At 71.1% G+C, this 22632-nt stretch carries 18 protein-coding genes; 9 read left to right on the forward strand and 9 right to left on the reverse strand.

Annotated features, from left to right (window positions below):
- Positions 1 to 307: 307 nt before the first annotated feature.
- Genes OG972_RS28545 through OG972_RS28555 form a run of 3 tightly spaced genes read right to left on the reverse strand, consistent with a single transcriptional unit; the run spans position 308 to position 3962 of the window.
- Positions 308 to 1636, reverse strand: coding sequence for a M20/M25/M40 family metallo-hydrolase (locus OG972_RS28545; protein ID WP_266986185.1), 1329 nt, complete (start codon positions 1634 to 1636; stop codon positions 308 to 310).
- Positions 1633 to 3009, reverse strand: coding sequence for a cytosine permease (locus OG972_RS28550; RefSeq protein ID WP_266986187.1), 1377 nt, complete (start codon positions 3007 to 3009; stop codon positions 1633 to 1635). The genes OG972_RS28545 and OG972_RS28550 overlap by 4 nt, the downstream gene beginning before the upstream one ends.
- Positions 3009 to 3962, reverse strand: coding sequence for a DUF1177 domain-containing protein (locus OG972_RS28555; protein WP_266986189.1), 954 nt, complete (start codon positions 3960 to 3962; stop codon positions 3009 to 3011). Before OG972_RS28555 ends, OG972_RS28550 begins: the two co-directional genes overlap by 1 nt.
- A gap of 153 nt (positions 3963 to 4115) precedes the next feature.
- Between OG972_RS28555 and OG972_RS28560 the strand changes: the two genes are divergently transcribed.
- Positions 4116 to 4946 carry an IclR family transcriptional regulator gene (locus OG972_RS28560; RefSeq protein ID WP_266986191.1) on the forward strand — a complete coding sequence of 277 codons (831 nt, stop codon included), beginning with the start codon at positions 4116 to 4118 and terminating at the stop codon, positions 4944 to 4946.
- A gap of 87 nt (positions 4947 to 5033) precedes the next feature.
- Positions 5034 to 5762: a dipeptidase PepE gene (gene pepE, locus OG972_RS28565; protein ID WP_266986193.1), complete on the forward strand. Its 729-nt coding sequence runs from the start codon at positions 5034 to 5036 to the stop codon at positions 5760 to 5762.
- Here the strand turns inward: pepE and OG972_RS28570 are convergent.
- Positions 5725 to 7527, reverse strand: coding sequence for an MFS transporter (locus tag OG972_RS28570; RefSeq protein WP_266986195.1), 1803 nt, complete (start codon positions 7525 to 7527; stop codon positions 5725 to 5727). The genes pepE and OG972_RS28570 overlap by 38 nt on opposite strands.
- A 245-nt stretch (positions 7528 to 7772) precedes the next feature.
- Here OG972_RS28570 and OG972_RS28575 point away from each other — a divergent pair, with 245 nt between their 5' ends.
- Genes OG972_RS28575 through OG972_RS28585 form a run of 3 tightly spaced genes read left to right on the forward strand, consistent with a single transcriptional unit; the run spans position 7773 to position 12729 of the window.
- A complete protein-coding gene (locus tag OG972_RS28575) occupies positions 7773 to 9947 on the forward strand; it encodes an acyl-CoA dehydrogenase (protein WP_266986197.1) in 2175 nt (724 codons plus the stop codon).
- 17 nt (positions 9948 to 9964) lie between these two features.
- The gene (locus OG972_RS28580) at positions 9965 to 11215 is read left to right on the forward strand and encodes a lipid-transfer protein (protein WP_266986199.1); all 1251 of its coding nucleotides are present in this window, start codon (positions 9965 to 9967) and stop codon (positions 11213 to 11215) included.
- A complete protein-coding gene (locus OG972_RS28585; RefSeq protein WP_266986201.1) occupies positions 11212 to 12729 on the forward strand; it encodes an MFS transporter in 1518 nt (505 codons plus the stop codon). The genes OG972_RS28580 and OG972_RS28585 overlap by 4 nt, the downstream gene beginning before the upstream one ends.
- 49 nt (positions 12730 to 12778) lie before the next feature.
- Here OG972_RS28585 and OG972_RS28590 read toward each other — a convergent pair whose 3' ends face one another.
- Genes OG972_RS28590 through OG972_RS28605 form a run of 4 tightly spaced genes read right to left on the reverse strand, consistent with a single transcriptional unit; the run spans position 12779 to position 16291 of the window.
- Positions 12779 to 13411, reverse strand: coding sequence for a response regulator transcription factor (locus OG972_RS28590; protein ID WP_266990762.1), 633 nt, complete (start codon positions 13409 to 13411; stop codon positions 12779 to 12781).
- 5 nt (positions 13412 to 13416) lie between these two features.
- A complete protein-coding gene (locus OG972_RS28595; protein ID WP_266986203.1) occupies positions 13417 to 14619 on the reverse strand; it encodes a sensor histidine kinase in 1203 nt (400 codons plus the stop codon).
- A gap of 11 nt (positions 14620 to 14630) precedes the next feature.
- Positions 14631 to 15356, reverse strand: coding sequence for an ABC transporter permease (locus tag OG972_RS28600; protein ID WP_266986205.1), 726 nt, complete (start codon positions 15354 to 15356; stop codon positions 14631 to 14633).
- Complete coding sequence (locus OG972_RS28605) at positions 15356 to 16291, reverse strand: ABC transporter ATP-binding protein (RefSeq protein ID WP_266986207.1); 936 nt, start codon at positions 16289 to 16291, stop codon at positions 15356 to 15358. Before OG972_RS28605 ends, OG972_RS28600 begins: the two co-directional genes overlap by 1 nt.
- Before the next feature lie 308 nt (positions 16292 to 16599).
- Between OG972_RS28605 and OG972_RS28610 the strand changes: the two genes are divergently transcribed.
- The 3 genes from OG972_RS28610 to OG972_RS28620 are packed head-to-tail and all read left to right on the forward strand — an operon-like array spanning position 16600 to position 19542.
- Positions 16600 to 17454, forward strand: coding sequence for a MaoC/PaaZ C-terminal domain-containing protein (locus OG972_RS28610; protein ID WP_266986210.1), 855 nt, complete (start codon positions 16600 to 16602; stop codon positions 17452 to 17454).
- A gap of 30 nt (positions 17455 to 17484) precedes the next feature.
- On the forward strand, positions 17485 to 18561 hold the full coding sequence (locus tag OG972_RS28615) for a Zn-dependent alcohol dehydrogenase (protein WP_266986212.1): 1077 nt from the start codon (positions 17485 to 17487) through the stop codon (positions 18559 to 18561).
- A gap of 33 nt (positions 18562 to 18594) precedes the next feature.
- On the forward strand, positions 18595 to 19542 hold the full coding sequence (locus OG972_RS28620) for a 3-oxoacyl-ACP reductase (protein WP_266986214.1): 948 nt from the start codon (positions 18595 to 18597) through the stop codon (positions 19540 to 19542).
- A 402-nt stretch (positions 19543 to 19944) separates the two neighbouring features.
- Here OG972_RS28620 and OG972_RS28625 read toward each other — a convergent pair whose 3' ends face one another.
- Complete coding sequence (locus OG972_RS28625; RefSeq protein WP_266986216.1) at positions 19945 to 21276, reverse strand: hypothetical protein; 1332 nt, start codon at positions 21274 to 21276, stop codon at positions 19945 to 19947.
- Between the two features lie 205 nt (positions 21277 to 21481).
- On the opposite strand from OG972_RS28625, the gene OG972_RS28630 reads away from it, so the two are divergent.
- Entirely contained in the window at positions 21482 to 22525 is a 1044-nt protein-coding gene (locus tag OG972_RS28630) for an ABC transporter substrate-binding protein (protein WP_266986218.1), read from the forward strand.
- Positions 22526 to 22632: the final 107 nt, after the last annotated feature.

The following is a 22632-nucleotide window of genomic DNA, read 5'->3' on the forward strand; positions in this document are numbered from 1 at the left end:
GTACGGGCCGGTCGGCGCTGTCGGCGGGGTGGCTTGTGCCGACAGGGCCGACACCTGATGCGGCCGCAGGAGCGGGGGCCCGGCGGCCCACCGCTCCAGGGGGTGTCCCGGCGCGTCAGCGGGTGAACGTCAGCGTCGTGTTGATCTGCTGGTTCGTCGAGCCCTTCGAAGCGGTCGTGAACGTCCGTGTACGGCTCGCGCAGGGGTTGCGCGCCATGCCGTACGCCCCCGCCGGACGTGTTCCGGCGGGGGCGTACGAGGGGTGGGCCCGGGTCGGGGCGGCCCCCGGCGGAGCTGCTGGATCGGCTCAGCAGCTCTGCCAGAGTCGGGTCATGACGCGGACCCCGAACCGCAGCCCCTCCAGCGGGACGCGCTCGTCCACGCCGTGGAAGAGCCGGCCGTAGTCCAGGTCGTGCGGCAGCTTCAGGCCCTTGAAGCCGAAGCAGCGGATGCCGAGGTGGGTGAAGGCCTTGGCGTCCGTGCCGCCGGGGTTGCAGTACGGGACCGGGTGTCCGTCCGGGTCCTCGGCGCGTACGGCCTCGCACATCGCGTCGACGAGCGGGCCGTCGAACGTCGTCTCCATCGCGATGTCGTGGTTGACCCACTCGCGGCTGACCGACGGCAGGAGCAACTGGTCGATGGTGTCGATGAGTTCCTGCTCGTGTCCGGGGAGGAACCGGCCGTCGACGCGGGCCGTGGCCTTCCCCGGGATGACGTTCGTCTGGTAACCGGCGCTGAACATGGTCGGGTTCGCCGAGTTACGCAGGACGACCTGCATGAAGTCGGAGACCGGGCCCAGCTTCGCCAGGCTGCCCTCGATGTCGTCCTCGTCGAAGTCGACCCCCTGGAGGCGGGCGGCCTCTTCGAGCAGCGCGCGGACCGGCTCGATCAGGCGGATCGGGAACGTGTGGCGGCCGATCCGGGTCAACGACTCGGCGAGGTCGGTGACCGCGTTCTCGTCGTTGGGGGACGAACCGTGGCCGGCCCGTCCGGTGGCGGTGAGCTCCATCCAGGCCATGCCGCGCTGGGCGTTCTCGATCGGGTAGAGGCGCCGGGTGTCGTCGATGGCGAAGGAGAAGCCGCCGCCCTCGCCGATCGCCTCGGTCACCCCGGAGAACAGTTCCGGACGGTGCTCGACCAGCCAGTGGGCGCCGAACCTGCCGCCCGCCTCCTCATCGGCGAGGAAGGCGAGGACCAGGTCGCGGGAGGGTTTCGTGCCCGTGCGGGCGAAGTGCCGGGCGGTGGCGATCATGACCGCCACCGTGTCCTTCATGTCGATCGCGCCGCGGCCCCAGAGGTAGCCGTCGCGGATCTCGCCGGAGAACGGCGGCACCTGCCACTCGGACGCGTCGGCCGGGACCACGTCGAGGTGACCGTGGACCAGCAGGGCGCCGCGCTCGGGGTCGCGGCCGGCGATGCGGGCGACGACGTTGGCCCGGCCCGGGGCGGACTCGACCAGTTCGGAGTCGATGCCCACCTCGGCGAGGCGGCCCACCACCCAGTCGGCGCTCGCGCGTTCGTTGCTGGTGGGGTTGGAGGTGTCGAACCGGATCAGTTCGGCGCAGAGGTCGATGACCTCGGCCTGAGCCTGGTCGGACGCCGGGACGAGGGGGGCGGCGGGGCCGGGGGTGGTCATGCTGCTCCCACGGAGGTTGTTGCGCGGGCGGCGGGGACAGCGCTGTCCTCGTCGCCCAGGGTGGAGGTGCCGTACGGCTTGACCCAGCCCAGCAGGCCGAGCACCGCGTACAGCACGAAGGCCGTGCCCAGCGAGTTGAGCGCCGGGATGCCGCCGTCGTAGAACTTGCCGACGCAGAACGCCACGATCCAGATGGCTATGGACATCGGCACCCAGGTCGGCGAGGTCCTCGGCAGCGTCTCGGCCTCGCGGGTGTCGTCCAGCGGCTTGCGCATCCTCTTCACGACCCAGTACTCGGCCACGATGATGCCGCCGATCGGCGGGATGGCCACACCGAGGATCGAGAGGAACTCGGTGAAGTGGGTCATGATCCCGATCGCGGACAGGACCGTGCCGGCGATGCCGAGGACGATCGTGACCGCGCCGCGGTGCAGCCGCTTGCCGAAGACGACCTGGAAGAAGTTGACGACGCCGAGCGAGGAGCCGTACAGGTTCCAGTCGTTGATCTTCGCGGTGGACATCAGGACCACGATGACGCCGAAGGCGCCCGAGGTGGAGAGCACGATGTGCGACACCTCGTTGCTCTTGACCAGGTGGCCGAGGAGCACACCGGTCATGCCGACGATGTACTCGGAGAGGATCATCGACGAGGCGCTCTGGATGAAGACGTGCGAGCCCTTGCGGTTGTAGCGGGTCATCTCCGGGGCCACGATCGCGCCGGTCATGAAGCCGCCCGCGATGGCGGTGGCGGCGACGGCGAGCGGGATCGTCTGGCCGGGCGGCGGCGAGTCGATCAGGTCACTGATCGAGTGGTCCTTGAGCGTCGAGACGACGGACCAGGCGACCATCGCGAAGAAGAGCGGGGTGACGATCTTCGCGAAGACCGCCATGTAGCGGAAGCCGAAGATCACCAGGGCGGTGATGGCCATGCCCGCGAGCACACACCACATCCAGGACGGTCCGCCGACCAGCGCCGAGACGCTGTTGCCGAAGATCGTGTTCTGGACCCCGAACCAGCCGACCAGGCTGACCGCGATGACGAAGCTCACCAGCGCCGAGCCATTGCGGCCGAAGCCGACCCAGCGGGTCAGCATCGGGGTCGCCAGACCCTCGCGCATCCCGGCCAGACCGATCGCGAAGATGACGATCTCCAGGATCACCGCGCCGAGCGTGAAGGCGAGGAAGGCGTTCCCGAAGGTCATGCCGACACCGATAGTGGCGCCGAGCGTGAACTGCGAGATCGAGCCGGACTGGGCCAGCCACTGCAGCAGCATGGACCAGAATCCGAACCTCTTGTCGCGCGGGACGCGCGAGAGGGAGTAGTCGTCGCTGCCGATGCTCTTGGCCTCGGCCTGCGGGGCGGCGGCTGCCATCAGGACTCCTGGGGTGTACGGCCGAAGGTCTGCAGGTGAGCCAGCGACCCGTAGCGGTTGACGAGGTTGTCGAACTCCACCGCGTCGTGGAAGTCCAGGTGGCCACTGCCGTAGGCCTTGGCGACCTCCACGGCGTAGCGGGCGGCGGACGCGATGTCCGTCTCGTGGCTCGCGCCCGTCTGGCAGCCCGGCACCGCGGCGGCCGAGGTGACCGCGAGGCCGACGACCGGAGCGGCCGTCGCGGTGGAGGGCTGCAGGATGGAATTGATGTGATGTGCACCGTTACCGTACGGCGTGATGTCCTGCGTGGTCACCGGGTAGGTGACCAACGGCTCACCGGTGACGACGGCGAGCAGCTCACCGAGCTGCTCGCTGACCCGGAGCACCCACCCCTCCTTGACGGTGGGGGAGAGGGCCAGGCCCTTGTGGTTGATGATCCGGTTGCCCTTGGTGGTGTCGATGGAGAGCACGGCCTCCATCTCGCCGGTCACCTCGTGCCGGTTCATCGTGGCGATGTCCACGGGCGAGCCCATGAACGGCACCGGTTCGTGGGGCTCGGTCGGTGCGTCCGGGCAGATGTGGGTGGCGACGATCACGTCTCCGGGCAGCACATCGCCGCGGCGGCGCATGTCGAGCAGCTTGGCCGCGGTGGCCACGGCGGCTGCCGCGCCGTCGGCGTCGGAGACCAGACCGGTCACCTCGGGCCGGGCGCCGATGCCGCCGAGGCGGCCGACCACACCGAGGGTGCGGGCGCTGCCGCCGGAGGTGCGGCCCTGGCTGCCGGGGATCCTCACGAGCACGAAGTCCGTGGAGCCCCGTTCGCCGGCGACCGTGGTGACCTGCGCGGACGAGCCCTCGGTCCCCGCTACGGAGTCGAGGTACTCGACGACCGTCTTGCCGTTGACCTGGGGGTCGTCGAGCAGGTCAAGGATGTCCAGCACGTACTTCAACATGGGGGGCCTTTCTCACGCATCCATCACCCGTCCGGCGCCCGGCAGGGAGTCACGGACGCCGGACGGGGTGCTGAGAGCAGATTCGGGATCGGATAGCGTTGAGCGCAACTGTTTCCCGTTATTTGCAATTCAGGTCTGAATGGTGAGATGACGATGGCGGACTTCGATCTGGACCGGCGCACCCCCGCCGGGGCCCTGCAAACCGTCGACCGGGCGCTCCTCGTGCTGCTCGCGTTCGAGCGAACCAGGCCGGACTGGGGTGTGACCGAGGTCGCCGAGGAGTTCGGCTGGGACACCTCGGTGGCCCAGCGGCTCCTCGCGACGCTCGCCGGCCGCGGCTTCCTGGTCTCCGACCCGGCCACCCGCCGCTACCGCATCGGCCCCGCCGTGCTGCGGCTCGGCCGGCTCTGGGAGCGCTCCGGATCGCTGGAACTGCTCGCCGGGCCGGTCCTGGAGGAGCTGCGCCGGGCCACAGGTGACACCGTCCTGTTCTGCCTGCCGGACAGCTTCCACATGCGGTGCGTGGCCGCCGAGGAGGGCGAGACCGGACCGCTGCGCTACTACCCGCTGGTCGGCGAGCTCTACCCGGCGCACGCCGGGGCGACCAGCAAGTCGTACTACGCCTACCTGCCCGATGAGCAGCGCCACCGGCTGTTCCGAGGCCGCCCCATGGCCCGCTTCACCGAGCGGACCGTCACCGACCCGGACCAGCTGGAACAGGAGTTCCTGAAGGTCCGTGCCCAGGGGTACGCCTGCACCGTCGGCGAGTACGACACCGGGATCGCGACCGTCGCCGTTCCGGTGTTCCTGGGGCGCGAGCCGTACGGGAGCCTCAGCCTCGGCGGTGGCGAGGAGCGGTTCCGGGGGGCGCCCGAGGACCGGCTCGACGCCCTGCGCCAGGCGGCCCAGCTCCTGGAGCAGAGGCTCACCCACCCACCGCAGCGCCCGAAGCCGCGGGCCCGCCGCCCCCGTACCACCGACTGACCCGCCCGAACGTCCGGGTCACCGGGATACCGGTGCCCCCCGAGTCACCCGAACCGTCTGAATCACCTGAGTCGTCCGAGGAACCCTGTGAATCTGCTTCTGCTCTCCAACTCCACCCAGCACGGCCGTGGTTACCTGGAACACGCCCTCGACACCGTCATCGGATTCCTGCCCTCCGGTGCCCGACTGGCCTTCGTTCCCTACGCGCTGGCCGACTACACCACGTACACCGCACGCGTCCGTGACGCCCTGGAGCCGTCCGGCATCACCGTCCGCGGTGTCCATGAGAACGCCGACCCGTCCGCCGAACTCGCCGCGTCCGACGCCGTGTTCATCGGCGGCGGCAACTCCTTCCGGCTGCTCAGCGCCCTCTACCGCACCGGGTTGCGCGACGCCGTCATCGAGGCGGTGCGCGCCGGGCTGCCGTACATGGGGGCCAGCGCCGGTACGAACATGGCGGCGCCCACCCTCCGTACCACCAACGACATGCCCATCGTCCAGCCGCCGTCCTTCGAGGCGCTCGGCCTCGTCCCGTTCCAGATCAACCCGCACTACCTGGACCCGGACCCGGCCAGCACCCACAAGGGCGAGACCCGCGAGGAGCGGCTGACCGAGTTCCTGGAGGAGAACGACGTGCCGGTGCTCGGCCTGCGCGAGGGATCCTGGCTGCGCGTCAACGGCCGCCAGGCCCGGGTGCAGGGCGCCCGCCCCGCCCGGCTGTTCACCCGCGGCGCGCAGCCGCAGGAACTCCCGGCGGGGTCGGACGTCTCCCATCTCCTCATGACGGCGCCGCGGTTCGACGCTCCGGTGCGCTGACCGTCAGCACGAGGTCGATCTCGACGGGCAGTCCGCTCGCCGGGTACGCCGCCGGGCAGGCGCGCGGCGCGTACCCGGTGGCGGACCCGGCCAGCACGAAGCTGCTGCCGGAGGACGGGGCGGTCAGGGCGTACCGACCGGCCTCGTCCGTGACGGTGAGCCCCGCCTGCCGGCCCGTCCGGTCGATCAGTGTGACGTTGGCGCGGGCCACCGGTGTGCCGTCCGCATCCAGCACCCGGCCGCGGAAGCCGCCCGAACCGGCGACGGCATGCGACGCCTCCCGGACGGGCGCCGCCTCGTCCGCGCTGCTCGCCAGCAGCACCGGCCGCATCGCGTCGCGCTGCGAAGGCAGGAACGCGGCCAGCACCAGACCGATCACCACCGCACCCGTCGCGATCATGAACGAGGTCCGGAATCCCTCCATCGAGGGAACCGGCACCGGTCCCATCCGCACCGAGGTGTTGGCGAGCACCATGCCGATCACAGCACTCGACACCGACGTACCGATCGACCGCATCAGGGTGTTCAGGCCGTTGGCCGCACCCGTCTCGGACGGATCGACGGCCCCGATGATCAGCGCGGGCAGCGAGGAGTACGCGAGCCCGATACCGGCCCCGAGTACCACCGCGATCACCACGGTCTGCCAGGCGGCACTCATCAGACCGAGCCCCGCCCCGTAACCGATCGCGATGACCAGCAGGCCGAGCATCAGCGACACCTTGGGCCCGCGGCGGGCGGACAGCCGGGCGTACAGCGGGGCGACGAACATCATCGTCAGACCCAGCGGCGCCACGCACAGCCCCGCCACGACCATCGACTGCCCCAGGCCGTACCCCGTCGACGTCGGCAGCTGCAGCAGCTGCGGCAGGACGAGCGAGACCGCGTAGAACGCGACACCGACCATCACCGATGCGAGGTTGGTGAGCAGCACCTCGCGGCGGGCCGAGGTCCGCAGATCGACCAGCGGCGCCGGGCTGCGCAGCTCGAAGAGCCCCCACAGCACCAGGACCAGCAGGGACGCGGCGATCAGACCGAGCGTGGTGCCCGAGGTCCAGCCCCAGTCGCTGCCCTTGGTGATCGGCAGCAGCAGACAGACCAGACCGAGCGAGAGCCCGAGCGCACCGGGCAGATCGAACCGGCCGGGCGCGCGCAGCGAGGTCTCCGGTACGACGAGGACGGTCAGGGCCATCGACAGCACCCCGAGCCCGGCGGCGCCGAAGAACAGCGTGTGCCAGTCGGCGTGCTGCGCGACCAGCGCGGCGCCGGGCAGCGCGAGCCCGCCGCCCACGCCGATCGAGGAACTCATCAGCGCCATCGCCGAGCCGAGCTTCTCGCGCGGCAGCTCGTCGCGCATGATGCCGATGCCCAGCGGGATGGCGCCCATCGCGAAGCCCTGGAGCGCCCGCCCCACGATCATGACGACGAGTTCCTCGGTGAAGGCGCAGACCAGCGAGCCGATCACCATGACGGCGAGGCTGGCGAGCAGCATCCTCCGCTTGCCGTGGAGGTCACCGAGCCGACCCATGATCGGCGTGGCGACGGCCCCGGCGAGCAGCGTCGCGGTCATCACCCAGGTGGCGTTGGACGGATCGGTGTGAAGAAGAGCGGGCAGGTCCTTGATGACGGGGACGAGCAGGGTCTGCATCACCGCGACGGTGATACCCGCGAAGGCGAGTACGGGGACGACACCGCCGCCCGCACGTCGCTCCCGCGGATCGGGGAGCTGCTGCTCCTCGGCGTGCTGATCGTTCGTCGTCTGTGGCATACGTGCGGCCTCCGGGCAGCGGAAGAAGGGGAGAGCGGAGTGCGGTCCGGCGGCGGGCAGCACCGACCGCCAAGTGTGTGCACGCTGAACGCTTCCGGAGGTCCGGGGTATTCCGGTGAACGCGGTACCAACAGGACATGGCACGGCACTTGGCCGGAACCGTGCGGCCATCTGACCTTCCGTCAGATTGAAACGTGTTCTACTCTTGCGCCGTTCCAGTGGCCGCGACCGGCGAGGATCCGTACATGGGCATCGGAATCACCCAGGAACAGCGGGATTTGGCGCGGGCCGTACGGGGGTGGCTGGCGCGCGCCGTACCCCCGGACGAGATCCGCGAGCTCCTCGACGCGAGCGCTCCTTCCGCACCCGGCGTGCGCCCCGGCTACTGGGACGGTCTCGGCGAGCAGGGGCTGCTCGGCATCCATGTGCCCGAGGAGAACGGCGGAGCGGGCGGCACACTCCTCGACCTCGCCGTGGTTCTGGAGGAGGCGGGACGGGCCGCGCTCCCCGGCCCGTACCTGGCGAACGCGCTCGCCTCGGCGGTGCTCGGCGACGCGGGCGGGAGCGACCTGCTGGGCGCCCTCGCCGCCGGTACCCGCATCGGCGCCGTCGCCCTCGGCCCCGGCACCCTCACCGTCGTGGAGGGCGAGGACGGTCACCTTCTCGACGGCACGGCTCCGCCCGTGCTCTCCGGTGCCGACGCCGACCTGCTTCTGCTCCCCGCCGAATCGGCCGCCGGTACCCTCTGGTTCGCCGTCGACACCGCAGCCGAGGGGCTGACCGTGCGCCCGCACCGCGGCGCCGACCCGACCCGCCCCACCGCCGAGGTCCGGGCCGACGGCGTACTCGTACCCGCGGACCGTGCCGTACGGATCGACTCCGCGGCCGTCCGTGATCTCGCCGCCGTCCTCCTCGCAGCCGAGGCGTGCGGCACCGCCTCCCGGGCGCTGGACACCGCCGTCGCGTACGCCCAGGTCCGCGAACAGTTCGGCCGTCCCATCGGGCAGTTCCAGGGCATCAAGCATCTCTGCGCCGACATGCTCGTCCGCGTCGAACAGGCCCGCGCCCTGGTGTGGGACGCCGCCCGCGCGGCGGACGAAGCCCCGGAGGTACGGGGACTGGTCGCCGCCCTCGCCGCGGGCACCTCGCTCGACGCCGCGTACAGCTGCGCCAAGGACTGCATCCAGGTCCTCGGCGGTATCGGCTTCACCTGGGAGCACGACGCACACCTCCATCTGCGCCGGGCGCTCGTGGCGCGGCAGTTGCTGGGGGCGGGGGACGCCCACCGGCTGCGGGCCCTCCGGCTGGCCGAGGGCGGAGCGCGCCGCGAGCTCGTCCTCGAACTCCCCGCCGAGGCCGACCGCCACCGCGCCGAGGCGCGCGAGGCCGTCGCCGCCGCCCAGGGGCTCGACCCGAAGGCGGCCCGCCGCGTCCTCGCCCCGACCGGCTACGCCGCCCCGCATCTGCCCGCCCCCTACGGTCTGGACGCCGGACCTCTCCACCAGCTCGCCGTGCAGCAGGAGTTGAAGGAGCAGGGAGTGAAGGTGAGCGACCTGGGGATCGCCACCTGGGTGGTGCCGTCGCTCCTCGCGCACGGGACACCGGAACAGCAGGACCGCTACCTCATGCCCACCCTGCGCGGCGAACTCCTCTGGTGTCAGCTGTTCTCCGAGCCCGGCGCCGGCTCCGACCTCGCCTCGCTCCGCACGAAGGCCGAGCGGACCTCCGGGGGCTGGCGGATCAATGGCCAGAAGGTGTGGACGAGCGCCGCCCAGTGGGCCGATCACGGCATCCTGCTCGCCAGGACCGACCCGGACGCCCCCAAGCACCAGGGGCTCAGCTACTTCCTCGTCGACATGAGGAACACCGAAGGCATCGACATCCGCCCGCTGAAGGAGATCACCGGCGACTTCCTCTTCAACGAGGTGTACTTCGACGACGTCCTGCTGCCCACCGACGCCGTCGTCGGCGACGTGGGCGACGGCTGGCGGGTCGCCCGCAACACCCTCGGCAACGAACGCGTCCACATGGCCGACCAGATGACCTTCGACACCGGACTGGAAGCGCTCATCGCCCGTTCCGGCGAGCTCGACGGCAGCTACCGGGCGCGGATCGGCGCCCTCGCCGCCGAGGCGCACGCACTCGCCTGCATCGGACTGCGGACCACCCTGCAGCAGGTGTCCGGACTGGAGCCGGGCGCCGGAGCCTCGGTACGCAAGCTCGTCCAGACCACCCACCAGCAGAAGGTCGCCGAAATCGCCCTGGAACTGCTCGGACCTGCGGGCGCGACCGCGGAAGGTCCCGGGGATCGGGCCCTGCACGGATTCCTGATGTCCCGCTGTCTGACCATCGCGGGCGGCACCACCCAGGTTCAGCTCAATGTCGTCGCCGAGCGCATTCTCGGCCTCCCGCGTGACTGAAGGGACGTGACCTCGCCATGAAGGCGTACATCGTCGGTGTCGGGATGACGAAGTTCGAGAAGCCGGAGACACGCGACTGGCAGTACTGGGACATGGCGAAGGAGGCGGGGAACGCCGCGCTCGCCGACGCCTCGGTCGCCTACGAGGAGGTGCAGCAGGTCCCCGTCGGCTACTGCTTCCAGGCCTCCACGGCCGGCCAGCGCGCCGCGTACGAGCTCGGACTGACCGGCGTACCCGTCTACAACGTCAACAACAACTGCGCCACCGGCTCCACCGCGCTGATGCTGGCCCGGCAGTTCGTCGAGGGCGGCATCAGCGACTGCGTCCTCGCGCTCGGCTTCGAGAAGATGACGCGCGGGTCGTTGGGGAGCGGGTCCGACGGCGGAGCGGACTTCAGGACCTCGCCCGTCGCCCGGCACTACGGGATCATGGCCGCCGCCCACGGCTTCGAGATGTCCCCGCCCACCGCCCAGATCTTCGGCAACGCGGCCCGCGAACACATGGAGCGGTACGGGACGACCGAGGCGCAGCTCGCGGCGGTCGGCGCCAAGAACCACCGGCACTCGGTGAACAACCCGTACGCCCAGTTCCAGGACGCCTGCACGGTCGACGAGATCCTCGCCGCCAGGACCGTCCATCGCCCGCTGACCAAACTCCAGTGCTCGCCCACCTCCGACGGGGCGGCCGCAGCCGTCGTCGTGTCGGAACGCTTCGTCGGCAGCCACGGGCTGGAGGACAGGGCGGTCGAGATCGTCGCCCAGGCCATGACGACCGACACCGGCGAGTCCTTCGCCTCCGGCACCTGCATCGACGCCGTCGGACTGCCCATGTCACGCGCCGCCGCCCGGCAGGTGTACGACACCTCGGGGCTCTCGGCCGCGGACCTCGACATCATCGAACTGCACGACTGCTTCTCCATCAACGAACTCCTCACCTACGAGGCGCTCGGCCTGTGCGGTGAGGGCGAGTCCGGCAAGCTCGTCGAGTCCGGGGCCACCACCTACGGCGGCCGCTGGGTGGTCAACCCGTCCGGTGGCCTGATCTCCAAGGGCCACCCGCTCGGCGCCACCGGCATCGCCCAGGCCGCCGAACTCACCTGGCAGCTGCGCGGCGAGGCGGGCGACCGGCAGGTGCCCGGTGCCCGGGTCGGACTCGCCCACAACATCGGGCTCGGCGGCGCGGCGGTCGTCACGCTCCTCCGCCGACAGTCGGAGCCGGGTGTCCGGCCATATACCGATGTACGGGGCGCAGGGCGCCTGCGAGTATGACGCTCATGGTTGACGTCACGGCGCCCACGCCCCTGCAGAAATCCCGCACCTGGGCGGTGGTACTCGCCGCCTGCACAGGTCAGTTCCTCGTCATTCTCGACGTGTCCGTCGTCAATGTGGCGCTGCCGTCCATGCGGTCCGACCTGGGGCTGAGCGCCGGTCAGTTGCAGTGGGTCCTCAACGCGTACGCGATCGCTTTCGCCGGGTTCATGCTTCTCGGCGGGCGCGCCGCCGACATATACGGCCGCAAGCGGATGTTCCTGGTCGGTCTCGGCCTGTTCACCGCCGCCTCGCTCGTCGGCGGGTTTGCCCAGGAGGGCTGGCAGCTGCTCGCCGCCCGTGCCGCGCAGGGGCTCGGTGCCGCCGTGCTCTCTCCCGCGACCCTCACGCTTCTCACCGCCGCAGTTCCCGAGGGCCCGGCCAGGACCAGGGCGATCGGCACGTGGATGGCCGTCGGTGCCGGAGGCGGCGCGGCCGGCGGACTGGTCGGCGGGGCGCTCACCGACCTCCTCTCCTGGCGCTGGGTCCTGCTGATCAATGTGCCGTTCGGCGTGCTCGTCCTGATCGGCGCCACGGTCTGGCTCGCCGAGAGCCGGGCGGGCGGGCGGCACCGTATCGACCTGCTGGGCGCGGTGCTCGTCACGGTGGGGCTGGCCACGGTCTCGTACGGCATCGTGCAGACCGAGCGGGAGGGCTGGACGGCTGCGGCCACCCTGGTGCCGCTGCTCGGCGGGGTGGCGCTGCTGGCCCTCTTCGTCCTGGTGGAGGCGCGGACGGCGGTGCCTCTGATGCCGCTCCGGGTGCTGGGCACGCGGGCGGTGGCGGCGGCGAACGTGGCGATGATCGTGATGGGTTCCGCGACGTTCTCGATGTGGTACTTCATGACCGTGTACGCGCAGTCGGTGCTGGGCTACACGCCGATGCAGGCCGGACTGGCCCTGATGCCCACCTCGTTGGCGGTGGTGCTCGGCTCGACGTTCGCGCCGCGGATCATGGCACGCGTCGGCGCGAAGAACCTCGTCCTGATCGGTCTGGCGATCACCGCCACGGGCTTCGGCTGGCAGTCCACGATGGGCGCAGACGGCTCGTACCTCACGTCGATCTGCGGGCCCGGCATCCTGATGATGGCCGGTGCGGGGTTCGCGTCCACGCCGCTCGCCTCCCTCGCCACCTCGGGCGCGGCGCCCGGGGACGCCGGTCTGGTCTCCGGGCTGGTCAACACCTCACGCACGATGGGCGGTGCGCTGGGTCTCGCTGTCCTCTCCACGGTCGCGGCGGCACGGACCGGGGGCGGCACCGGCGCGGAGGAGCTGACCGCAGGGTTCGCGCTGGCGTTCCGGACGGCCGGCACGGTACTGCTGGGCGGACTGCTGCTGATGGTCCTGTGGCTGCCGCGCCACCACTCGTCGCGCTCCGGAAGGTCCGGCCCGTCGGCCACGTCAGGCCCGTCGAGCACCTCGACTCCGTCCCGCGCGTCGAGCACGTCGGGCATGTCGAGCCCGTCCGGCGACTGAGGGCAGAAGGGGCGGCGGCCACGCCCGGCGCCCCTCCCGCGAACACCGCCTACAGCCAGCCCTGCTGCCGCGCCGCCCGCACCGCCTCCATGCGGTTCCGCGTCCCTGTCTTCCCGATCGCCGACGACAGGTAATTACGTACCGTCGACTCGGACAGATGCAGCTTCGCCGCGATGTCGGAGACCGTCGCCCCGTCCACCGAGGCGTTCAGCGCGTCCCGTTCCCGCGCCGTGAGCGGGCTGGGGCCCGCGCTCAGGGCGGCCGCGGCGAGGGCGGGGTCGATGACGGTCTCACCGGTCAGCACCCGGCGGATCGCCGCCGCGAGCTCCTCGACCGGGCCGTCCTTGACCAGGAACCCCGCCGCGCCCGCCTCCATCGCGCGGCGCAGATAGCCGGGACGCCCGAAGGTGGTGAGGATCAGCACCCGGCAGTCCGGTACCTCCTCGCGCAGGTCGGCGGCGGCGTCGAGCCCGCTGCGGCCCGGGAGTTCGATGTCGAGGAGTGCCACATCGGGACGGGACAGCAGTGCGGCGTCCACGATCTCGTCCCCGGCGCCGACCTGGGCCACGACCTCGATGTCCGGTTCGAGCCCGAGCAGCAGGGCGAGCGCGCCGCGCATCATGCCCTGGTCCTCGGCGAGCAGCACCCGGACGGACGTGTGCGGCAGGTGATCTCGGGGCATCTCGTTCACCGGCCCAGCGTAGGGGGTGAGGAGGGACTTCCTGCGGCGTTCACCGTGTCCACCGGCAGCTCCGCGCCGACCACGAAGCCACCGCCCGGCCCGGGACCCGCGGTGAGCGAGCCTCCCGCCGCGGCGAGACGTTCGGTGAGGCCCTTCAGGCCGGTGCCGCCGATGCCGGGTGCGGGCGGCGGGCCCGCCGGTCCGCGGCCGTCGTCGGTGACGGTCAGCCGGACGTGCTCGGCCGCGCCGGCCACGACGAACGAGCAGGTGGTCGCGTTGCTGTGGCGTACGACGTTGGTCACCGTCTCCCGCACCACCCAGCCCAGCAACGCCTCCGCCTGCGGGGTGAGCGGCGGTCCCGAGCGGCGGACCACCGCTTCGATCCCGGCGGCGGTCAACGCGGACCTGGCCCGGTCGAGTTCGGTGGCCAGGCTCCCCTCGCGGTAGCCCGTGACGGCCTCCCGGATCTCGGTGAGGGCCTGACGGCCGACGGACTCGATGTCGGCGACCTGGGCCAGCGCCGCGTCCATGTCGCGCGGTGCGAGCCGACGCGCGGCCTCCGACTTCACGACGATCACGGAGAGCGTGTGCCCCAGCAGATCGTGCAGATCGCGGGAGAACCGCAGCCGCTCCTTCTCGACGGCGGTCGTGGCCAGTTCCTGCCGGGTGGCCCGCAGCTCCGTCACGGTCTCCGACAGGGTCAGGATCGCGGCCGTCACCGCACCCGAGATGAAGGTGCCGTATCCGATGGTCCAGGGGTCCGAGTTGTTGTCCCCGCGCCAGATGGCGACACACGTGGCGACGGCCGCGAGGCCCAACATGCCGAACATCAGCTGCCGGTTGCGCAGGATGGTGCCGCAGGCCAGCGAGAGCAGGGGGAAGAACAGCAGCCAGCTGCCGCCGTACCCGATCGCCAGCCCGAACGTGACCAGGGCCATCACGGCGAGCAGCACATACGACACCGGGCTCTCGCGTTTCCTTTTCTCGAACCCCCGGAACACCACAGAGGGGTAGAGGGAGTTGAAGACGAGGAGTCCGAGACCGCCGATCCAGGGGTTGGAAGTCTCGCCCTGGAAGAGGTTGGAGAAGGCGCCGAGACCCAACAGCAGCCAGGGCAGCAGGGCGTACGGTCCGGGCGGCCCGAGGCGCCCTTCCTTCCGGTGCTGCCTGCGCCGTTCCTTCCACGATCCTGATCCGTTTCGGGACATGCTCGCTCCTGTCACACGGTCCTCGCCGACCGACGGTACGAGACGACGGCGTACGCACCGAACAGCAGGAGCCACCCGGCGAGCACGGCGAACGTACCGGCGGAGGGCGCGTGGCCGCCCGTGGTCGCCCAGCCCAGGTCGGCGAACCGGTGGGCGGGCGTGTACGTGCCGATGGAGCGGAGCCAGGACGGGTACTCGGAGAGCGGGAACCACAGTCCGCCGACGATCGCGAACCCCATCAGACAGGCCACGTTGACCACGCCGGTGGCCTGCGGGGTGAGCCGGTAGCCGTTGCCGATGCCGAGCATGGTGAAGGGCAGCGCACCGATCCACAGCAGCAGGGTCAGCGCGGTCCACTGCCAGACCTCCAGCCGCACGCCGTTGACCAGCGCCCCGGCGAGCAGCACCGTCAGGATGGTCGGCAGCACGGTCACCGAACCGCTGATCGCACGGCCCACGACCACCCGGGACGGGGCGAGCGGGGTGATCCGCAACTGCTGGAGCCAGCCGAGGGATTTGTCGGACGCGACGCCCGTACCGATCGACATGGCGGCGCCCAGCGCCCCGTACGCGGCCATACCGACCATCGAGAAGGCCTTCCACCCGCTCGCGTCGTCCCCGCCCCCGCCGAGGTTGGTGAAGAGCAGGTACATCAGGACCGGCATGCCGATCCCGAAGATCATGAAGACGCCGTCGCGCAGGGTGCGCCGGATCTCGAGCACGATGTAGGGGAGCATCACACGGTCTCGCTCTCGGAGTCGGTGGCGGGGGAGGTCAGTGAGAGGAACGCGTCCTCGAGCGTGGCCGGGGAGACCCGGAGATTGCGGACCCGGCCGAGGCGGGCCAGCTCGATCACCGTGGCGTCCGAGTCGTCCGTACGCAGCAGGGCACGGTCGCCGCGGATCTCGACGGCGTTGACGCCGGGCAGCAGCTCCAGACCCTGGGTCGGTCCGCCCGCCAGGTCGAAGGAGACGTGGCTGCCGCCGACGGACTCCTTGATGAGGTCGCCGCTGCCGTCCGCGACGATCCGGCCGTGGTCGATGACGACGATCCGGTCGGCGTTCTCGTCGGCCTCCTCCAGGTAGTGCGTGGAGAAGAGGACCGTGTTGCCGCGCCGGGCGTAGGCACGCATGGAGCCCCAGAACGCCCGCCGGGCTTCGACGTCCAGGGCGGCGGTCGGCTCGTCCAGGACGACCAACTCCGGGTTTCCGGCCAGTGCGACGGCGAACCGGACGCGCTGGATCTGCCCGCCGGAGAGCTTGTCGATGCGCCGGTCGGCGTACGCGGAGACGCCCGCCAGGGCCAGCGATTCGGGGACCGGCATCGGGCTGGGGTAGGTGGAGGCGACGAACGCGATCAGTTCGCGGACGGTGACCCGGGGGATCGGCCGCCCGTCCTGCAGCATGGCGCCGACCCGGCCGGCCCGTACCGCCTGCTCGGGGGCGCTGCCGAGCAGTTGCACACCTCCGGAGTCCGGCTCGTTCAGACCGAGGAGCAGACTGATGGCGGTGGACTTGCCCGCGCCGTTGCGGCCGAGCAGTGCGACGGTCTCGCCGCGCTCCACGGTCAGATCGATCCCGTCGACGGCCCGTACGGTCCGCTCCGCCCGGCCGAAGGTCTTGACTGCCCCGGTGAAGACCACCGCGGGCCCGTTCCCCGTTGTCTTTTCCATGACACTGACGGTACGGAGCCGGGCCTGCACCACGGCAGAGGCGCTTGTACGGACTCCGCCATGACAAATGTCATGGCCCGGGTGTGCGCCTGAACGGCCCTCGGAGGGCGTCTGATCGCCTGTCCCGCACCGCATCTGACGCGACGTCAGCAGTCTTCCCAACTGCTGGGAGCTGCGTTATACATAGGGCCAACCGGCTAGAACGCGTTCTAGAACGAGCGTGGCGGCCGGTCCCGCACGACCTCGGTGCGGCCGACGGTGCGGACGGCCGCGCCGAGGTCTTCCCACCATCAAGGAGCAGCACCTCCATGCCCATTGATGCCGCAAAGGCGATCGCCGCCGACCCCCGGACCGCAGAGATCGGCTGGGACCACAAGGACATCCAGCTCTACCACCTCGGACTCGGCGCCGGCATCCCCGCCACCGACCCCGACGAGCTGCGCTACACCCTGGAGTCCCGGCTCCATGTCCTGCCCAGCTTCGCCACCGTCGCAGGCGCCGGCATGGGCGTCGTCGGCGGACTGTCCTCGCCCGGGATCGACGTCGACCTCGCCGCCGTGCTCCACGGCGGACAGACCGTACGGGTGCACCGGCCGATCCCGGTGAAGGGCAGGGCCGTGCAGACATCGAAGGTCGCCGCCGTGTACGACAAGGGCAAGGCGGCCGTCCTCGTCCTGCGCACCGAGGCCGCCGACGACGACGGACCGCTGTGGACCAACGACGCCCAGATCTTCGTCCGCGGCGAGGGCGGCTTCGGCGGCGAGCGCGGCCCGTCCGAGCGGCTCGCGCTCCCCGACCGGGCACCCGACCGGGTGGTCGAGCGGACCATCCGGAAGGACCAGGCGCTGCTCTACCGGCTCTCCGGGGACTGGAACCCGCTGCACGCCGACCCCGAGTTCGCCGAACTGGCCGGCTTCGACCGGCCGATCCTGCACGGTCTGTGCACCTACGGCATGACGCTCAAGGCCGTGGCCGACACGCTGCTCGACGGTGCTGTGGCACGGATCGGCGCATACAGCACCCGTTTCGCCGGGGTGGTCTTCCCGGGCGAGACCCTCCGCATCCGGATGTGGGCCGGGGACGGCCGCGTCCAGGTGGCCGTGACCGCCGCCGAGCGGGGCGATGCACCGGTCCTGGCCGACACGCTCGTCGAGCACTTCTGAATCACCCGACGACCCGAGGGGAGCCGCACCATGCGCGCAGCCGTACTGCACGAGATAGGTCAGGACAAACTGGAAGTCCTCGACGACGTCGAGGCGGTGGGCTTCGGCCCGGGCAAGGTCAGGCTCCGCATCCGGGCCACCGGGCTGTGCCACTCCGACGTCTCGGCGATGAGCGGCGTGCTGCCGCAGCCCGCCCCCTTCATCCCGGGCCACGAGGGCGCCGGTGAGGTCCTCGACATCGGCGACGGCGTGACCGGACTGAGCGCGGGGGACCGGGTGCTGGTCTGCTGGCTGCCCGCCTGCGGGGCGTGTCCCGCCTGCAGGCGCGGCCAGACGCAGCTCTGCCTGGCCGGGTTCATGAACGCGGGCACACCCAACTTCAAGCGCCCCGGCGGCGATGTGTTCGGCTTCGCCGGGACCGGCACCTTCACCGAGGAGGTGGTCGTCGACGCGGGCTGCGCGGTGCCGATCCCCGACGACGTGCCGTTCGAGATCGCCGCGCTGATCGGCTGCGGGGTGACCACCGGACTCGGCGCCGCGATCAACACCGCGCAGGTGCAGGCAGGTTCGTCGGTCGCGGTGATCGGCTGCGGCGGCGTCGGTATCTCCACCATCCAGGGGGCCAGGGTCCAGGGCGCCGCCCAGATCGTCGCCGTCGACCCGGTCGCGTCCCGGCGCGAGGCGGCACTCCGGTTCGGCGCGACGGAGGCGGTCTCGCCCGACGAGCTCGCCGACGCCAAGCAGCGGATCACTGGCGGCGAGGGCTTCGACTACGTCTTCGAGGTCGTCGGCAAGTCGGCGACGGCCCGCACGGCGTACGAGAGCACCCGGCGCGGCGGCACGCTCTGCATCGTCGGCGCGGGCGCGATGGACGACAACTTCCAGGTCAACATGTTCGAGCTGTTCTTCGACGAGAAGCGGATCCTGCCCTCGATGTACGGGGGAGGGGACGTGCTCCGCTCCTATGAACGGGCCATCGCGCTCTGGCGGGCGGGCCGGATCGACCTCGAATCGATGATCACCCACCGGGTGCAGCTGGCCGAGATCAACGACGCCCTCGGCCAGATGAGGACCGGCGAGGCGCTCCGTACCTGCATCGAACTCTGACCCCGTCGCTTCCGAGAGGACTCCGAGATTCCGATGGCACACCCCCTTCCCCTGGACGGGCTGTCCGCGATCGTCACGGGCGCGGGCCGCGGCCTCGGGCGCGCCGAAGCGCTGGAACTGGCGAGGCTCGGCGCGGCCGTCGTCGTCAACGACTACGGACAGCCGGGCCGCGACGGCTCCGGCGAGGCATCGGCGACCCCCGCCGAGAAGGTCGCCGAGGAGATTCGCGCGGCCGGCGGCAGGGCCGTCGCCCACCTCGGCGACGTCTCCGACCACGAGCAGGCCCGCGCCCTGGTGGAGCTGGCCGTCAGCACGTACGGCACGCTCGACATCCTGGTCAACAACGCGGGCATCCTGCGTGACCGGATGGTCTTCTCGATGACCGAGGACGAGTGGGACTCCGTCATCCGGGTGCATCTCAAGGGCCACTTCAACACCACGCACTTCGCCGCGGCCCACTGGCGCGCCCGCTCCAAGGAGTCCGGCGGCCCGGTCTACGGCCGGATCATCAACACCTCGTCGGAAGCGTTCCTGGCGGGCTCGGCGGGCCAGCCGAACTATGCGGCGGCCAAGGGCGGCATCGTCGGCCTCACCACCTCGACGGCCCTGGCCCTGGCCAAGTACGGCGTCACCGCCAACGCCATCTGCCCGCGGGCCCGCACCCGGATGACGGAGGACGTCTTCGCGGGATTCGAGGAGCCGACGGACGGCCGGCTCGACGCGCTGGCCCCCGAACACGTCTCCCCGCTGGTCGGCTATCTGGCCTCGCCGGCGGCCGCCGAGGTCAACGGCCAGCTGCTCGTGGTGCACGGCGGGATGGTCGCGATCGTCGAACGCCCGCGGGTGGCCGCGAAGTTCGACTCGTCCAAGGAGACGTTCTCCTTCGACGAGCTGGACGAACTGATCTCCCCGTACTACGCGGAGCGTCCGCCGAACGAGACGTTCGCGGCGGCGGAGGTACTGGGACTGAAGCGGGGCTGACCCCCGGGGGACAGCGCACAAGGAAGGGCCTCCGCAGCCGAACAGCGCTGCGGAGGCCCTTCCCTCACTCGTTCCCTCGTTGATTTCCGTTGCGGTCAGGCCGCTCTGCTGCCCCCCTCGGCGGGGCGCCGGTGGCGACCGTGCGGCTGCCCGCCCGTGCTCTCCATCGACACACCCCCTCGGTGCTTTCCGGAGCCGTCGGCGTCGGCCCGTGCGGCGTCCGCCCCCGGCGGGCGCGTCTGGGTCGTGTCGGTTCGGGCTTCAGACATGTGGGAAGTCACCCCGTTGTGATCGCTTACGTGTGTGTCACCGGGACCATCGCGCCACCACCACCCGACACGGCCGGCGTCGGCAACCGCGCCCATCGGCTCGTAGGGGTGCCCCCTGGCCCCGGCCCAGAATTTAACCAGGTGCCGTGCGCCCCACGAGAGGCGCCTGGCCCAATGGAACCGGCTTGCACACGGGAAGAGGCGCGACAGCCGCGGACGGTTGCATACCGCTTTCCGCGACCGCCGTCCACGCAGGCCCGGCGCCGCGTTCCCCGTCCTCCGGCGCCTGCAGCAGGGCCACCCCGCACGGCACGTCCCGGCCGACGTACGGGAGCTTGAGGAAGCCGTCCCGGGTCCACAACCCGGACCCGGCCAACCATCCTTCCGGGGCGGCGAGTTGGTGCAGCCTGCGCCCCGCCGGACGCCACACCCCGACCCAGCTGCCGGCCGCACCGTCGATCCGCAGCGCCACCGCACAGCTCTCCGGCATCAGCGTCTGCCCCGGCTGCACTGCGAACGGCGTCACCGCGAGATCCGCCGGATGCAGACACTCCGGGAAGCGCACCGGCAGACAGCTGCCGAGCACCCCCCACCCGAGCCGGTCGTGGCCCGGCGCATCGGAACGGATCAGCAGCAGTCCGCTGTCCGCATCGGCGAGCAGCAGACGGTCGTTGCTGTCCGGCGTGATCTGCAGCAGCGGCGTCACCTCGCCGCTCCGGTCCAGATCCACGGCGACGGCCTTCACCGGACCGCCGCCCACAGGCTCCCGGTCCAGGGCCAGCATCCGCCCCGCCCGGTCCAGCCATACCCCGCCGGAGCACCGTCCAGGCACCTCGGCGACCTGCTCCGGCCCGTACGCCCCGCCCGCCACCAGCCAGACGGCGGTGGAGCGTTCACCGACCGACAGCGCGTACGCACTCGCACCGTCCGGCGACGGCGGCAACAGGGTCAGGGGGGTGTCGTCGGCGCACTCGAGGGCGCCGAGGGGCAGTTCGCCGGTGCCGGGGCCGGTCGGATAGAGCAAGGAGAAGGCGTGCCGGTCCGCCACCCGCCGCCGGATCAACACCCGGCCGTCGGCGAGCGGCAGCACGTCGGAGTCCGGCTCCTCGGGCTGGTCGAGGGGGAGCGGCACGGCGTACGGCTCGTGCCCGTCGAGCGTCCAGCGCTCGGGGAACCAGGCGGCGTCCGGCGCCTGCCCGGCGAGCGTGAGCCGCGCCGCGTACGAGCCGTCGGCGGCGATGGTGAACGCGCCGGCCCCGACGGCGGCAGCCCCGCCCGGCCCGGCGGACCCGCCGGGCCCGTCGGGGAGACTCGGCTCACCGAACTCGCCCTGCCCGCCGGGCTCGATGAGCCCGTCCGGCTCCTCCGGCTCGTCCGAGCCCCCGGGTTCTTCCGCTTCTCCGGACGCGGGATCCACCGTCACGGCGGCCCCGGCCGACTCACCCTCGATGGCACGGGCAGTCATGGACTCATCACCTCCGGCAACCGAAGCTAGTTTTCGCACTTCCTGCCGAACAACACGAGAACCGCCATTTCACACATATGGGTGGTGATGCCCGTATTCGCCTGAGAGCGAGGGGGTGGTTGTGCTGCCGTTGAAGGGTGTAGCTAAGGTTAGGCATCCCTAAGCATTTCCTGTGAGTCCCTCAACTGGAGCAAGTGACCACGTGATGTCCATACGACGCCGCAGCGCCGCAGCGGTCGGCCTGGCAGTGGCCGCCGCCCTCGCCCTCTCCGCCTGCAGCAGCGACGACGGCGGAAAGGCGGGCGACTCGGCCAAGTCCGCCGGCGGCGACAAGAAGGCGGCGGTGGCGACGGGCGGCAAGGACTTCGGCGACGCGGCGAAGAAGACGGCCGGGTACGGGACGGACGCCCCGGCGGGCCAGTTCCCCCGGACCCTCACCCACGCCATGGGCAAGACCGAGCTCAAGTCCGCCCCGAAGCGGGTCGTCGTGCTGGACGTCGGCGAGTTCGACAACGTCGTCTCGCTGGGTGTGAAGCCCGTCGGCTACGCCCCCTCCGAGGGCGACGAGGCCATTCCCTCGTACCTGAAGAAGAACGCGGGCAACCCGAAAAACGTCGGCACGATCAACAGCCTCAACCTCGAGGCGATCGCGGGCCTGAAGCCGGACCTGATCCTCGGCAGCCAGCTGCGCGCCGCCGACAAGTACGACCAGCTCTCCAAGATCGCGCCGACTGTGTTCTCCATCCGTCCGGGCTTCACCTGGAAGGAGAACTACCTCCTCAACGCCGCGGCGCTGGACAAGACCGCCAAGGCGAAGAGCCAGCTCGACGCGTACGAGAAGAAGGCCGCGAAGCTGGGCGAGGACATCGGCCCCGACAAGCCGACCATCTCCATGGTCCGCTACCTGCCGGACCGCATCCGCCTCTACGCGAAGGCGTCGTTCATCGGCACGATCCTTGAGGACGCAGGTCTGCCGCGGCCCAAGAACCAGCAGATCGACGACCTCGCCGCCGAGATCAGCCCCGAGAAGATCGACGAGGCGGACGCCGACTGGATCTTTACCGGCGTCTACGGCGACCCGAAGGCGACCAAGCGCGACACCGCGCAGTCCAACCCGCTGTGGAAGAACCTGAAGGCGGTCAAGGAGGGCCGGGCGAAGGACGTCCCGGACGAGACCTGGTACCTCGGCCTCGGCGTCACCGCGGCGAACCTGGTCCTCGACGACCTCCGCGCCGACCTGGTCAAGTAGCCGACCGGGCGGAACTGCGCGTAACGATGCGTAACCGGCTGTCGCCCGGCCCTCACGGGTCGCCTCAGCCATGGGCAACGGGGCACGGACGGAAGGTAGCCTTTCCT

Source organism: Streptomyces sp. NBC_01669 (genome assembly GCF_026339735.1).
Taxonomy (GTDB): Bacteria; Actinomycetota; Actinomycetes; order Streptomycetales; family Streptomycetaceae; genus Streptomyces; species Streptomyces yanii.

Coding starts and splice junctions, on each gene's coding strand:
- OG972_RS28570 (WP_266986195.1), bottom strand. CDS start 7,527: ATGCCACAGACGACGAACGATCAGCACGCCGAGGAGCAGCAGCTCCCC.
- OG972_RS28620 (WP_266986214.1), top strand. CDS start 18,595: ATGGCACACCCCCTTCCCCTGGACGGGCTGTCCGCGATCGTCACGGGC.
- OG972_RS28580 (WP_266986199.1), top strand. CDS start 9,965: ATGAAGGCGTACATCGTCGGTGTCGGGATGACGAAGTTCGAGAAGCCG.
- OG972_RS28615 (WP_266986212.1), top strand. CDS start 17,485: ATGCGCGCAGCCGTACTGCACGAGATAGGTCAGGACAAACTGGAAGTC.
- OG972_RS28585 (WP_266986201.1), top strand. CDS start 11,212: ATGACGCTCATGGTTGACGTCACGGCGCCCACGCCCCTGCAGAAATCC.
- OG972_RS28555 (WP_266986189.1), bottom strand. CDS start 3,962: ATGTTGAAGTACGTGCTGGACATCCTTGACCTGCTCGACGACCCCCAG.
- OG972_RS28595 (WP_266986203.1), bottom strand. CDS start 14,619: ATGTCCCGAAACGGATCAGGATCGTGGAAGGAACGGCGCAGGCAGCAC.
- OG972_RS28610 (WP_266986210.1), top strand. CDS start 16,600: ATGCCCATTGATGCCGCAAAGGCGATCGCCGCCGACCCCCGGACCGCA.
- OG972_RS28560 (WP_266986191.1), top strand. CDS start 4,116: ATGGCGGACTTCGATCTGGACCGGCGCACCCCCGCCGGGGCCCTGCAA.
- OG972_RS28605 (WP_266986207.1), bottom strand. CDS start 16,291: ATGGAAAAGACAACGGGGAACGGGCCCGCGGTGGTCTTCACCGGGGCA.
- OG972_RS28630 (WP_266986218.1), top strand. CDS start 21,482: ATGTCCATACGACGCCGCAGCGCCGCAGCGGTCGGCCTGGCAGTGGCC.
- OG972_RS28550 (WP_266986187.1), bottom strand. CDS start 3,009: ATGGCAGCCGCCGCCCCGCAGGCCGAGGCCAAGAGCATCGGCAGCGAC.
- OG972_RS28545 (WP_266986185.1), bottom strand. CDS start 1,636: ATGACCACCCCCGGCCCCGCCGCCCCCCTCGTCCCGGCGTCCGACCAG.
- OG972_RS28575 (WP_266986197.1), top strand. CDS start 7,773: ATGGGCATCGGAATCACCCAGGAACAGCGGGATTTGGCGCGGGCCGTA.
- OG972_RS28590 (WP_266990762.1), bottom strand. CDS start 13,411: ATGCCCCGAGATCACCTGCCGCACACGTCCGTCCGGGTGCTGCTCGCC.
- OG972_RS28600 (WP_266986205.1), bottom strand. CDS start 15,356: ATGCTCCCCTACATCGTGCTCGAGATCCGGCGCACCCTGCGCGACGGC.
- OG972_RS28625 (WP_266986216.1), bottom strand. CDS start 21,276: ATGACTGCCCGTGCCATCGAGGGTGAGTCGGCCGGGGCCGCCGTGACG.